The following is a 12,383-nucleotide window of genomic DNA, read 5'->3' as shown; positions in this document are numbered from 1 at the left end:
GCTCGTCCCTCGGAATGCTGTTGACGGTGAACCGCTGGATGGAGAAGCTCGCACCATGCGTAGCGCGCTGATCGTCGGTGACCTCCAGGTCGGGATCCTCAACAATTACCCGTTCGCGAAGGCCGTGGTGCCGCCGGTGACCGAGCTGCTGCCGCGAGCCCGCGCAGCCGGGGTGCTGGTGGTGTTCGTGCGCACCGCGTTTCGGGCCAACGGCGCGGACCTGGCGGGTGAGGTCTTCGCGGCCTTCCACCGGGCCGGTGACCTGTTCCACGAGGGCTCGCCGGGTACGGAGGTCGCGCTGGAGGTCACCGCGGACGACGTCGTCGTGCTCAAGCGGCGCACGAGCGCGTTCGCAGGGACGGATCTCGATCTGGTGCTCCGCGCCCGCGGCGTGGACTCGCTCGCGCTCACGGGCGTCGCGACGAGCGCCATGGTCGCGGCCACGTTCTACGACGCGTCGGACCGGGGCTACGGGCTGACCGTGCTCCGCGACGGATGCGCCGACCCGGACCCGGCGGTGCACGAGCTCCTCGTCAACACCGTCTTTCGCGGCAGGGGCGCGGAAATCGTCACGTGCTCGGAGTGGCCAGCGCGTGGCGCGCGTACGGCTCCCCGTTGAACGGCTCGATCCGACCCCGATCCACCTGGCCGACCGATGGGCGGCCGAGGCTCCCCGCATGTCAGGCCACGAGGTCGCGGTGGCGACCCGACGTCGCGCAGGGCCGCTCGCCGCCCGCTCGCCGCGCGCTCGTCGAGCCGCGGCGAGCTCGCGTCGGCGCTGCGGGCGCCGGTGTCGCTCTGCGTTCGCTCTGCGAAGGAGGAGGGGAGGGGCGCGCGGATGCCGCGGCGCCCCACCGAGGCGTACGGCGCTGGACGGTCAGCCCGCCAGCACGTCCCGGATCCGCGGCGCGAACTCCATCCAGTGGGACCGCACCGACTGGATGAGCTGTTCGCGGTAGGGGGCGAGATCGTTCCAGTAATCCCCTGTCGCGGTCTCGTAGCGGTAGGCGGGCCACCAGGCGCTGGAGGTGAGCTTGTGCTGCTTGAGGATGCCGGCCTCTCCGAAGGCCGCGCGGAGCTTCCTCGACAGCTCCTTGCCGCCGGCGATGTCGATATCCACCCATACGCCCGTGAACGCGCAAGCAGGAGAGGTGGTGAAGTTCAGGCGCCTCGACTTGTTCCATTCCAGGCCGACCCCGACCCTGGGGGCGACGTCGACGCCGGGGACGAGCCCGGCCTGGCTCGACGGGAACCATCCTGGCAAGACCAGCAGGATCTTCGGCCAGTCCTCGTCGTCCTCCAGGAACTTGTAGACGTCGACATCTGGAGAGAGCTCGGAGGCGAGCTCGGCGATCCCGTCCGCGCACGAGCATAGAAACGCGTGCGCGAGGTCGGCGACGGACTCGCCGATGGCGGCCCACTCCTCGATGAGCGGCTGATTCCGGAGGTAGAATACGGCACGCGGATCGTCGATGCGGTTCATCGGAACTCCCTCTCCAAGGTGGCGAGATAGTTGGAGGCGGCCTCGCGCCCATGCGCCGTCGCGCCCTTGCCCGGCGCCGAGGCGATCGCGTCGCGGAGCATCGCCGCGATATCGGCGTAGCTCATCGGCGTGAACGCCTCCCGCGCGGGGCCCGTGGCTGTCACGGGCGCTCGTCCGGACGGCGACAGGAAGACGAACAGCGCGCCTGGCTCTCGACAGAAGCTCTCGTAAAGGCGATCGCATCGCAGGGGCTGCTCGCGGGCATCGACCTTGTTCTCGATCACGAGGAAGAGCCCAGGCCCAGCGACGACGACATCGGCGCGGGCGTCGCCCTTGCTCACGTCGAGCGCGGGCCGGGCGCGGTTCAGCGCGGCCCTCGGCGGATCGGCCGCGCAGCGGCGGAGCAACGCCTCGAGGAAGCCAGCGCCGAGGCCATGTCGACCCTGGGGATCGAGCAGCCATGCCAGCAGCGCGGAGTGATACCGCTCCTGCCGGCTCTGCCCGAGGATGCTCAGGAGATCGTCCGGCCCGCCGGCCCAGCGGCCACCCCTCACGAGCTCCTCTTGCTCGGCGCGGAGCTCGGCGAGCCTCGCCTCCCACGCGGCGACCTGCGCCACGCGGTTCTCCCGCTCCCGTGCCACGATGGCGCGCCATTCCGCGGCGAGGCCGGCGAGCTGGGGCTCGTCTGCTTCAGGCGCTGACGCGGAGATTGTCATCTAACTCGCTCCTCCTCGCTGTGCTCTCCATGGGCCGCTGGACGGCCTCATGGTTGGGTGGCCATGGTGGACGGCGGCCGGTCGGCCTCCGGTGAGGGCAGGTTACGCCCGCGCCGAATCAACAATCAACACCGAGCCTTTGCGTAATTCTGCACAGACGCTGGAATTGTGAGGAGGGTGTCATCAGGTGGCGGCTGCCGGACTACCTCGGCGGCTGTCGCCTCGCTCGCAGGCTGCGCGCTGCGCGGGGGCCTCCCGCGCGTCACCTCGGCCAGCGTGGCGCGGCGCAGCAGGACGCCGGGATGGACGCCGAGCGCCTGCGGGACCTCGACCGCCGCTCCTCTTGGCCGAGGTTCTCCCGTCGTTCGCGCGCCCCGCCCCGGTGGCGCTGGCGGAGCGCGTCAAGGTGGCGCTCCGGGGCTGGCACCTCCCGCGAGGCCGTCCAGCTCCCCGGAGCGCCGCCCCGTGCCGCCGTCAGCTCGCGCGCCGGACGGCGGGGGCGTCGCCGGATGAGGTCGCCGCCGTGCCGTCCGCGCCCACGTCGTCGCGGAGCTGGTCCGGCGCGGGCGTGTCCACGGACGCCCGCGGGGGAGGCTCCGCCTGCGACGTGTCTGCCGGCCGCTCCGCGTGGGAGCTGTCCGCGGCGCGGTGGCGCCCCCAGAGCTCCTTCAGATCGGCCGGGAGCTGGCTCTCGATGTCCGTGACCTCCTTCATGGGGATCTCGCGCTCCACGGCGGCGAAGACCGCATGGGACACCGCCCTCGCCTGGTCGGTATCGATGTGCAGGTGCTCCGCGAGCGTCTCGAGGAACTCTCGACGACCGAAGACCTCCGGAGCGTCGTCGCGGTGCGTGGCGCATGGCTGGACGATCGCCTGGATCGTCGAGGGCAGGGCCGAGGCGAGGTCCCGCGCCTCTCCACCGCTCAGCCGGCGCGACAGCGTGCACAGCGCCGCGCCGACGGCCTCGGGCGCCCCCAGGTGCGGCGGCAGGGCGCCGCTCTGCTCGACCTGCCGGAAGATCTGCTCGGAGACATCATCGATCGACCGGGCGACCGCGGTCGTCGTCTTCGCCTTGCTGCCCATTCGAATGCTCCTCTCGTGCGGGAATCGTGCGAAAATCGTGCGGGACTCGTGCGGGGTGCTGCGGGAATCCTGCGAGAATGGTGCGGGAATCGTGCGAGGCCGCGCGCACCGCCATGACAGGAGGCAAGCGCAGTGCCGCCCCGGGCGCTCAGCGAGAGTCCGAATTTGCCTGATCTTCTGCTGCGGCCGGGCCCATCGCTCGCGCCGACCCCTCCAGCGCGAGCAGCTCGGCCTGCTTGGTGCTCTTGACGGCATGACCAACCATGGGAGAATAAATCTGGAATCTTCGAATCATCGTCGTCGGCGCAAGGGGGCCGCTGCGACGGCCGTCATCGGAGACCGGGCGGAGGGGGCATGCGTGATGGTGTTTGGCCGCGACGGATCGCGGTCGTGGTCTATTGCTGCGTCGTTGTGTGCGTCGCCGGTATAAGCGGGTACGGATCGCCACGGTATGGCTGGGACGTGCTCGGCTACAGCGGCGTCGCGCTCTCCTACGAGTCGAGCGATCCGGTCGTCATCCACGGCGGCGCGTATGGCGCCCTCCGCGACGCCGCCCCGGCTGCCGTAGTTCACGAGCTCACGAGCAGCTCACCCTACAGAGCCGAGGTCGCGCAGGACCCTCGGGCATTCATCGAACAGCTCTCATTTTATCGGATGCGGATGGTCTCTTCGAGCCTGCTCTACCTGCTGTACAAGTGCGGGGTGAACGTCGTGCGAGCGGCGTCTGCCGTCTCGGCGCTGTCGTACGTCCTCCTCGCGCTCGTAGGCCTGTCCTGGATGATGCGCCACCTCGACCCGATGTGCGCCGTCCTGGTGAGCAGCTTCATCTTCTTGAGCTCCTCCTTCACCCATGCCGCGAGCCTCCCGACCCCGGATGGGCTCGCCGCGCTCATCGTGGTCGCCGCCGGGTACGCGTTCCTCGAGGCGGGCAGTCAGCGCCTCTCCTTCGTTCTGCTCACCGTCGCGGTGCTCGTGAGGCACGAAACCGCTATCCTCGGGCTCATGTTCTCGGCCTGGTCGCTCCTGTTCCGTCGCGCGGAGCGGCTGCGCGCGCGCCTCGCCTGCTTCGCCGCCTCGTCCTCGGCGATCCTGGGGGCGTATGTCCTCGTCTCCCGGCTCAATGGCGCATACGGGTGGCGGACCCTCTTCTATCACACGTTCATCGATCCCCTCGTTCACCCGGCGTCCGCCCTCGTCTCGGTCGGCCTGGATGACTATTTCCGGGCTGTCGCCACGGGCCTTGTCCCGAGCGTGCTGACGAGCTCCGTGATTCCTTATGTGCTCTTGCCCGCGATCGCGTTCGTGCTGCACGTCAGGCGCGGAGGTGGCCTGGCGCTCGATGAGCCGTGGGTGATGTTTCCCTGCGTGCTGCTCCTCAACGTCATGGTACGTACGCTGCTGTTTCCCGCCCTCTTCGAGCGCTTCTTCCTCGCCCACTACCTGATCTTCGCCGTCCTCGCCGCCCGCACGCTGGGGCTCGGCTTGCGCGACGTCTACGGGCTCGATACGGGACCGCGCGTCGACACGCGAGATCGAGCGATGATCCAGCCCGCGAGCGCCGGTGCGTCGGCGAGCAGCGGCGCCTCGGGAATGACGAGCTAGCCGACGGGGCGCCGGCGCGGCTCCGCGGGCGGCCCGGACCGCCTCCGCCCCGAGGCTCCCCGCGGCGGCGGCTCGAGCCGGCCGGCGCCGGCGAGCCGGACGATGCTGCGGAAGCGCGGGCACTCCATGTGGCTCGGCGCGGAGCACGCCGCCGCGTGGCGCAGGCCGTCGCGCATGGCGACCAGCCGCTGGATGGTCTGGTCCAGCTCGTCGGCCTTGGCCGTCAGCCGCTCGCGCTGGATGCGCACCCGGCCGTCGGGCGCGAACATCTGCGCGATCTCGTCCAGCGAGAACCCCGCCACCTGGCCGAGGGCGATCAGCGCCAGGCGCTCCAGCACCCCGGGGGCGAACAGGCGCCGCAAGCCCCGCCGCCCGGTCGAGGCGATGAGCCCCTTCTCTTCGTAGTACCGCAGGGTCGAGGCGGGCACGCCGGAGCGCCGGGCGACCTCGGCGATGTCGAGATCCTTGTCTTTCACCCTTGACCTCAAGTCGACTTGAACTTGCAGACTACGGGGCGTGCTTGCCCGTCGCAAGCGAAAGGAGACTCCGATGTCCGAAGCCGACCAGCCCAATCGCGACCAGGCCGCCCTGTGGAACGACGCCGGGGGGCCCATCTGGGTGGAGATGCAGGGAGTGCTCGACGCCATGCTGGCGCCGCTCGGGGCGCCGCTCCTCGAAGAAGCCTTCCCCGGCGAGGGCGGCCGCGTGCTCGACGTCGGCTGCGGCGCGGGCGCCACGGCCCTCGCGATGGCGAGGCGCCTCGGGCCGGCGGGCCGCTGTCTCGGCGTCGATATCTCCGGGCCGCTCGTGGCGGCCGCCAGGGCGCGCGCCGCCGCCGAGGGCCTTTCGTCCGCCGCCTTCGTCCAGGCCGACGCGCAGACGCATCGCTTCGAGCCCGGCGAGTTCGACGCGGTGATCTCGCGCTTCGGCGTGATGTTCTTCGCCGATCCCGCCGCGGCGTTCGCCAACCTCCGGCGCGCCGCGCGGCGCGACGCCAGGCTCTCGTTCGTGGCCTGGCGCAGCCCCGCCGAGAACCCGTTCATGACCGAGGCCGCCCGCGCCGCCGCGCCGCTGCTGCCCAGCCTGCCCACCCCGGGCCCCGACGCGCCAGGCCCGTTCGCCTTCGCGGACAGCGACCGCGTGCGGCGCATCCTGGACGCGAGCGGCTGGACCGACGTCGCCATTCGCCCGCTCGACGTGCCCACCGGCGTCGCGGAGAAAGACCTGCTCACCTATGTCATCAAGCTCGGACCGGTGGGCCTCGCGCTGCGGGACGCGGACGAGCCGACGCGCGCCCGGACGGCCGAGGTGGTTCGCGCCGCCTTCGAGCCGTACGTCCGCGAGGGCGCGGCCCGCTTCACCGCGGCCTGCTGGCTCGTGAGCGCGCGCGCCTGACCGCGTGGTGACTCTGGCCGTCGGGCCCGGGTATGATGGTGGCATGATGTCCACAATGCGCTCCACCGTACGCTCCTGCACCAGGCTTGCTGCGCTCTTGATTCCAATTTTTCTCTGTCACTGCACAGAGCCGAGCGCGGGTGGAGACGATGCAAGCAGCGCGGGTCAGGGGGGATCCGCCTCGGGGGGAGGCGGCGGGAGCGCGACGGCCGGGAGCTCGAGCGGGGGAGGCGCGTCCGTCGCGACGAGCTCGTCGTCGTCCGCTTCCACGTCGGTGGGCGCGGGTGGCGCCGGAACGGGCGGAGCCGGCGGCATGGCGCCGTTCGAGCCCGGCTTCATCCTCGGCGCCGATATCTCCAGCGTCCAGGAGGCGGTCGATAGCGGCGCGACGTACGTGGACACGGACGGCAACGAAAAAGGGATGCTCGAGCTGCTGAAGAATCACGGGTTCAACTACATCCGGCTCCGGACGTTCGTGGACCCGGGCGCTACGTACGGCTATGCGTTCGGGACCGGCGGCTCTTGCGAGAAGGAAGAGAGCTATTGCGACAAGGACCACACGATCGAGTTCGGCAAGCAGATCAAGGCCGCGGGCATGGGGTTCCTGCTCGACTTCCATTATAGCGACACCTGGGCCGACCCCGGCAAACAGATCATCCCCGAGGCCTGGCGGGACGCGCGGTCGATCGACGAGATGGCGGGCCTCTTGAAGGACTACACGAAGGACGTCGTCTCCGCGCTCGTCGGCGCGGGCGCGCGCCCGGACATGGTGCAGATCGGCAACGAGATCACGCCGGGCATGCTCATCCACGTGCCGTCCGCCAGCACGGACTGCTGGGGCAACGATTCGGTCGTCAATCCGAGCGGCCTCACCGGGCGAGCGTCGAACCAGAACTGGGACAACCTGGCCGCCCTGCTCAAGGCAGGCATCGCCGGGGTCAAGGAGGTCGACGACACCATCAAGATCATGCTGCACGTCGAGAACACCGAGGACGTCGACGGCGTCACGTGGTGGGTCAACAGCGCCAGGACGCGAGGCGTCGCGTTCGACGTCCTCGGGCTCTCCTGCTACACGGCATTTCAGGGGGAGCCCGAGGTGTGGCAGAACACCTTCAATGAACTGGCCGAGACATTCCCGGAGCTGTCGTTCGCGATTGCGGAATACAACCCCGAGCGCACGAAGGCCAATCAGATCATGCGCGACCTGCCGGACGGCAGGGGGCTCGGGACGTTCTTCTGGGAGCCGACGCAGAGCGGCACATGGGGCACGTCCCTCTTCACGTCGCAGGGCGGCGCGACCAGGGCGAGCAGCGACGCGTTCGCGGAGTTCGACGCGATCAAGGCGAGCTTCGGCCTGTAGTACCGCGGATCAGAGCTCCCGCCAGGGATCTGCCTCGCGAGCGAAGAGAAACAAACGCAAAGGCGCAAAGACGCAAAGGCGCAAAACTACAAATTTTTTTTGCGTCTTTGCGCCTTTGCGCCTTTGCGTTGAACTCTCTCTCCGGATCCCTGGCCGGACGTCTGGCGGGCGGAAGGGGCGCTCGCTTCCTCGGCCTGCGCACGCGCCCACCACCGTCTCTCCACGGTAGCTCCTCCCGCTCGTGGAAGCGACACTGGCCGCCTTCCGTTATCCTCAGCGCGCCTCATCGGATCTCCGTCCGCCCGCGGATTCACGTCGTCATGGCGGGGCCGGTCCGATGCGGCGCACGACCCCGAGGAGGCGCCCATGAAGGTGAGGATCGTCGTGAGTTACGTCCCCCGCTATCGCAGGGGGCACCGCTTCCACTTCGTCCCGCCGGTCACCGGGATTCACCTCGCGGCGATCACCCCGCCGGAGCACGAGGTCGAGCTCTTCCACGAGCAGGTGCGCCCCGTCCCCGTCGACGCCGCGCCGGACGTCGTCGCGCTCTCGTTCTTCTCCGGCTTCGCGCGCCGCGCCTACGCGCTCGCCGACCGCTACCGCGCCCTCGGCGTGCGCGTCGTCGCCGGCGGGCCGCACGTCTCGTACTGGATCGAAGAGGCGCTCCAGCACGTCGACGTGGTGGTCACCGGGGAGGCCGAGACGGTCTGGCCCGCCGTCCTGCGCGACCTCGAGCGAGGCACGCAGCGCCGCGTCTATCACGGCGAACCGGCCTCGCTCGCCGGGCTGCCGACCCCTCGCTACGATCTGCTCGAAGGCCGCTTCCTCGTCCCCCGCGTGCTCCAGGCGACGCGCGGCTGCCCGTTCACCTGCAGCTTCTGCACGGTGCCCGACCTCAACCCCGGCTTCCGCGTGCGCCCCGTCGACGAGGTGATCCGCGACATCGCCACCACGCATTTCCCCCGCTTCTGGCAGGAGAAGGTCGCCTGGTTCTGGGACGACAACCTCCTCGTCCAGCGCCGCTGGGCCAAGGAGCTCCTGCGCGAGCTCGCCGGGCTCGATCGCTGGTGGCTCACGCAGGCGTCCATCGATATCGTCAAGGACCGGGGGCTCCTCGACGCGATGGAGCGGTCCGGCTGCATCGGCATCTTCCTCGGCATCGAGAGCCTCGACGAGGCCGATCTGAAGAGCGTCGACAAGCGCCAGAACCGCGCGCGCGAGTACCGCGAGGCGATCCGCAAGCTGCACGATCGCGGGATCTGCGTGATGGCGGGCTTCATCTCGGGCTTCGACGATCAGACGCCGGAGGTCATCGCCTCCACGGCCGATCGGCTGAACGAGATCGGCGTCGACGTCCCGTTCCTGAGCATCCTCACGCCGTTCCGGGGCACGCCGCTGTACGACGAGCACCGGCGAGACGGGCGGATCCTCGAAGAGCGCGACTGGCCCCATTACAGCGGCTACGGGGTCGCCTTCCGGCCGGCGCGCATGTCGCCCGAGCAGCTCCTCGCCGCCCACCGTCAGATGTGGAATCGCGCCTTCAGCCCCGCGGCGGTGGTCGAGCGGCTCGCGCGCGGCGCGCGGTCGCTGAGCCGCGGCGGGATGATGCTGTCGGCGGCGATGAACGCCTTTTACGGCCTGAAGCAGGTCACCGGCAACGAGCCGGCGGCGCCGCCGCTCGAGCCCCGAGGGACGATCCGGCACCCCGCGCCCGGGGACGCCCCGGCCCGGCTCGCGCGCCTCGGCCCGAAGCGGGCGGAGGCCGCCGTCGTTTCCCCGAGAGGGGCACGCGACGCCGCCGCCTCACCGGAGTGAGAGCAGCGGCGGCGCCCGGAGCGGGACGCTGGCGCCCTCGAAGGCGCGCGCGGCGCGCAGCACGAGCGCCTCCTCGAAGTGGCGCCCGACGATCTGGAGCCCGAGCGGCAGGCCGGCGCCGGTCACGCCCATGGGCACGCTGATGGCCGGCTGGCGCGTCAGGCTGAAGGGGCCGGCGAAGGACGCGGGGGGCGGGCCGCCGCCCTCGATGAGCGGAGCCGCCCCGGCCGAGGTGGGCGTCACGAGCAGGTCGAAGCGGCGGTGGAGCGCGGCCATGACCAGGGCCAGCTCCGCGCGGCGCCGCTCGGCCTCGAGGTACGCCACCGCGCCGAGCGCCTCCCCCTCGGCGGCCGCGCTCCGCACCGCGGGATCGAGCAGCGCGCGCTGCTCCGGTCCGAGCTCCCGCACGGTGTGCGCGGCGCGGGCGGCGAACAGCGTCCGCAGCACGCCCCCCGCGTCCGCGAGCGGCGGATCCACCTCCTCCACCTCGGCGCCGAGCTCCTCCAGGGTCGCCGCCGCCGCGGCGAAGCGGGCCCGCGTCTCGCCGGCCGGCTCGATGGCGCCGAGCGTGGCGCTCACGCCGATGCGCACGCCCCGCAGCGCCCCCGCGATGGGCGCGCCGTCGAGCGCGTCCGCCGCGTCCCCGGGCGCCGGCGGGGCCCGGAACGGGTCGCGGTCGTCGGGGCCGGAGAGGACCGCGAGGAGCAGCGCCGCGTCGCCGACCGCGCGCGCGATCGGCCCCACGTGCGGGGGCACGCCCACCACGCTCGCCGGGTGGGCCGGCACGCGGCCGAAGGTCGGCTTGAGCCCCACCACCCCGGAGAACGCGCTGGGGACGCGGATCGAGCCGCCGCCGTCGGTCCCCACCGCGATCGGGCCGAACCCCGCCGCCACCGCGGTGACGGCCCCGGCGCTGCTGCCCCCCGGCGTGTGCCGGGGATCCCACGCGTTGCGGGTGATCCCGGTCAGCGGGCTGTCGCCGGAGCCCTTCAGGCCGAACTCCGAGGTCGTCGTCTTCCCGAAGAGCACCGCGCCGTGCTCCCGCAGGCGCGCGACCGCGGGCGCGTCCTCGGTCCAGGGGCCGCTCGCGTCCACCGTGCGCGAGCCGCGCCGGGTCGGCCAGCCGGCCGTGAGCAAGAGGTCCTTCACCGAGACGGGCACCCCGTCGAGCCGCCCCGCCGGCGCGCCGCGGACCCACCGCGCTTCCGACGCGCGCGCGGCGTCGAGGGCGCGCTCCCCGTCGACCAGCACGAACGCGTTGAGCGGCGCGCCGTGGCGCTCCACATGGGCGAGGACGGCCCGCATCACCTCGACCGGCGAGGCGCTCCGGGCGCGGTAGAGGGCGAGGAGCTCGAGGGCGGTCGCTTGCACCAGCGAAGAGGTCATGGTGTTTCCACGATAGCGGACATGTCGTCCGCTGGGGTAGAAGGCGCAGGTCATGGGGACCGAGGGATCCGAGCCGGTGTGCACGGACGCGGCCGTCGCCGAGGCGCTCGCCGCGCAGCGCCTCGAGCGCGACGCCGAAGGCAGCCTCGACGCCGCGCTCGCCCTGGCGGCCACGCTGCACGCGCCGGGGCAGCGCGAGCGCTACCGACTTCTGCTGGAGCGCGCGATCGCGCAGGCGGATCGCGCGCTGGCCGCCGCCGAGCAGGAGCGCGCCGCGCTCGAGGGGCAGGAGCTCGCCGCTGGAAGAGAGCGGACCCTCGCGACGGGGATGGGCGCCCGTTCGACGCTGGCGAGGGCCCACGCGGCGCGCGCCGAAGACGCGCTCCACGGCGCGGGCCAGCTCTCGCTGAGCGCGCAGCGCGCGCCGACGCGCGAGGCGTGCGACGACGGCTGGCGGCGCGTGGAGGCGATCGTGATCGGCGCGGAGGCCGCCGCCCGCGCGGCCGCGGCCTTCGCCGCGGAGCTCGAGGCCGGCGCGCCTCGCTCGAAAGCCGCCCGCGCGGCGCGCGCGGCGCGCGCGGCCGCGCACAGGGCCGAGGTCGCCGCCCGCGCGGCGCGCACGATCGTCGAGGAGCGAAACCACGCGTACACGTTCCACACGGACAACGGCTTCTCGTTCGGCGAGGGGTGGCACGTCGCCGCGGCCGCCGTCCTCGCGGGCGCGACCGTTCAAATCGAGCCAGGCAAGGCCGGAACGCCGCAAGCCGAGGCGTTTCTCCGCGATGCGGGCCTGAGCGATCACCTGCAGGCGTACCGCTCGCGCCCGCGCGCGATGAAGCAGACGACGGAGATCGTCGCGCGCGCCTTCGACGCCGATCCGTCCTCCGCCCAGCGGAGGCTCCGCGCGGCGTTCCTCGGGGACGCGCCGATCCCGGAGGCGGTGGCTGGCTGGGTCGATCGCAGGCTCGCGGACGCGCGGGCCGGAGCGCCGTGCCGGAAGAAGGTGCTGCTCTGGATCCGCGAGTGCGTCCACCACCCGCACCGAAACACGACGCTCGCCGAGCTGCTGGAGCTGACGGACCTGGCTCGGCGCGCGGGGCTCGTGCCCGTGTTGACCGGCGACGCCCTTCGCGACGGGCGGATCCCCGAGGGCGCGGTCGACATGACCCTCTTCTGGAAGGACCCCATCTTTCGGCAGCTCGACATGCGCCGGGCGCAGCTGCAGTTCTTCGAGCACCTGAAGCGGACGCACGGCCTCGTCGGCCAGGTCGGCGTCACGACCGCGGGCATGGATGGCCCCGCGCTCATGGGGATCCCCACGATGTACCTCACCGATACGCCGAACGTGCGCATGCGGGCGTGGGTCGGCGCGGTGCCTGGATACGAGGAGGTCGTGCGCGAGAGCGGCTATCTCGAGCGCGTCCGCCGTGGGCTGTCCGAATGGGCCGCAGCGCCGTAGGCCGCCCTGATCTCGAGCCCTGAGGTGGCGCGGCCCACCGCGGCGAAGCCGCTCGCGTCTGGCTTTGCTGTGATCGTGTCGGGG

11 protein-coding genes are annotated in these 12,383 nt (G+C 71.9%); 6 read left to right on the top strand and 5 right to left on the bottom strand.

Annotated elements, in window-relative coordinates; translation table 11 throughout:
* Positions 1–55: 55 nt before the first annotated feature.
* Positions 56–619 (top strand): cysteine hydrolase family protein, encoded by a 564-nt coding sequence (locus tag WMF33_RS28945; RefSeq protein WP_437339530.1) that lies wholly within the window; start codon positions 56–58, stop codon positions 617–619.
* A gap of 258 nt (positions 620–877) precedes the next feature.
* Here WMF33_RS28945 and WMF33_RS28940 read toward each other — a convergent pair whose 3' ends face one another.
* From WMF33_RS28940 to WMF33_RS28930, 3 genes are all read right to left on the bottom strand, one after another.
* Entirely contained in the window at positions 878–1,483 is a 606-nt protein-coding gene (locus WMF33_RS28940; RefSeq protein WP_437331656.1) for a hypothetical protein, read from the bottom strand.
* The gene (locus WMF33_RS28935; protein WP_437331655.1) at positions 1,480–2,199 is read right to left on the bottom strand and encodes a PD-(D/E)XK nuclease family protein; all 720 of its coding nucleotides are present in this window, start codon (positions 2,197–2,199) and stop codon (positions 1,480–1,482) included. The genes WMF33_RS28940 and WMF33_RS28935 overlap by 4 nt, the downstream gene beginning before the upstream one ends.
* Before the next feature lie 474 nt (positions 2,200–2,673).
* Positions 2,674–3,282: a DUF2267 domain-containing protein gene (locus tag WMF33_RS28930; protein WP_437331654.1), complete on the bottom strand. Its 609-nt coding sequence runs from the start codon at positions 3,280–3,282 to the stop codon at positions 2,674–2,676.
* Positions 3,283–3,744: 462 nt separating this feature from the next.
* On the opposite strand from WMF33_RS28930, the gene WMF33_RS28925 reads away from it, so the two are divergent.
* Entirely contained in the window at positions 3,745–4,884 is a 1,140-nt protein-coding gene (locus WMF33_RS28925; protein WP_437331653.1) for a hypothetical protein, read from the top strand.
* Here the strand turns inward: WMF33_RS28925 and WMF33_RS28920 are convergent.
* A complete protein-coding gene (locus tag WMF33_RS28920) occupies positions 4,881–5,360 on the bottom strand; it encodes a helix-turn-helix domain-containing protein (protein ID WP_061628044.1) in 480 nt (159 codons plus the stop codon). The two genes, WMF33_RS28925 and WMF33_RS28920, sit on opposite strands and share 4 nt — an antisense overlap.
* A gap of 73 nt (positions 5,361–5,433) precedes the next feature.
* Between WMF33_RS28920 and WMF33_RS28915 the strand changes: the two genes are divergently transcribed.
* The 3 genes from WMF33_RS28915 to WMF33_RS28905 all read left to right on the top strand — a co-directional run bounded on the left by WMF33_RS28915 (position 5,434) and on the right by WMF33_RS28905 (position 9,454).
* Entirely contained in the window at positions 5,434–6,279 is an 846-nt protein-coding gene (locus WMF33_RS28915; RefSeq protein WP_437331652.1) for a class I SAM-dependent methyltransferase, read from the top strand.
* Positions 6,280–6,592: 313 nt separating this feature from the next.
* Positions 6,593–7,639 carry a glycosyl hydrolase 53 family protein gene (locus WMF33_RS28910; protein WP_437331651.1) on the top strand — a complete coding sequence of 349 codons (1,047 nt, stop codon included), beginning with the start codon at positions 6,593–6,595 and terminating at the stop codon, positions 7,637–7,639.
* 366 nt (positions 7,640–8,005) lie between these two features.
* A complete protein-coding gene (locus WMF33_RS28905) occupies positions 8,006–9,454 on the top strand; it encodes a B12-binding domain-containing radical SAM protein (RefSeq protein ID WP_437331650.1) in 1,449 nt (482 codons plus the stop codon).
* On the opposite strand, the gene WMF33_RS28900 is transcribed toward WMF33_RS28905, so the two are convergent.
* Positions 9,443–10,840: an amidase gene (locus WMF33_RS28900; RefSeq protein WP_437331649.1), complete on the bottom strand. Its 1,398-nt coding sequence runs from the start codon at positions 10,838–10,840 to the stop codon at positions 9,443–9,445. The genes WMF33_RS28905 and WMF33_RS28900 overlap by 12 nt on opposite strands.
* A 52-nt stretch (positions 10,841–10,892) precedes the next feature.
* Between WMF33_RS28900 and WMF33_RS28895 the strand changes: the two genes are divergently transcribed.
* On the top strand, positions 10,893–12,299 hold the full coding sequence (locus WMF33_RS28895; RefSeq protein ID WP_437331648.1) for a hypothetical protein: 1,407 nt from the start codon (positions 10,893–10,895) through the stop codon (positions 12,297–12,299).
* Positions 12,300–12,383: the final 84 nt, after the last annotated feature.

This window comes from Sorangium sp. So ce394, from assembly GCF_051474665.1.
Classification (GTDB): domain Bacteria; phylum Myxococcota_A; class Polyangia; order Polyangiales; family Polyangiaceae; genus Sorangium; species Sorangium cellulosum_D.
This window is presented reverse-complemented; position numbering and strand designations above follow the sequence as displayed.

What these genes read in the sequence shown, in the direction of transcription:
- WMF33_RS28945 (WP_437339530.1), top strand. Translation starts at nt 56, where the DNA reads ATGCGTAGCGCGCTGATCGTCGGTGACCTCCAGGTCGGGATCCTCAAC.
- WMF33_RS28910 (WP_437331651.1), top strand. Translation starts at nt 6,593, where the DNA reads ATGGCGCCGTTCGAGCCCGGCTTCATCCTCGGCGCCGATATCTCCAGC.
- WMF33_RS28915 (WP_437331652.1), top strand. Translation starts at nt 5,434, where the DNA reads ATGTCCGAAGCCGACCAGCCCAATCGCGACCAGGCCGCCCTGTGGAAC.
- WMF33_RS28900 (WP_437331649.1), bottom strand. Translation starts at nt 10,840, where the DNA reads ATGACCTCTTCGCTGGTGCAAGCGACCGCCCTCGAGCTCCTCGCCCTC.
- WMF33_RS28940 (WP_437331656.1), bottom strand. Translation starts at nt 1,483, where the DNA reads ATGAACCGCATCGACGATCCGCGTGCCGTATTCTACCTCCGGAATCAG.
- WMF33_RS28905 (WP_437331650.1), top strand. Translation starts at nt 8,006, where the DNA reads ATGAAGGTGAGGATCGTCGTGAGTTACGTCCCCCGCTATCGCAGGGGG.
- WMF33_RS28935 (WP_437331655.1), bottom strand. Translation starts at nt 2,199, where the DNA reads ATGACAATCTCCGCGTCAGCGCCTGAAGCAGACGAGCCCCAGCTCGCC.
- WMF33_RS28895 (WP_437331648.1), top strand. Translation starts at nt 10,893, where the DNA reads ATGGGGACCGAGGGATCCGAGCCGGTGTGCACGGACGCGGCCGTCGCC.
- WMF33_RS28930 (WP_437331654.1), bottom strand. Translation starts at nt 3,282, where the DNA reads ATGGGCAGCAAGGCGAAGACGACGACCGCGGTCGCCCGGTCGATCGAT.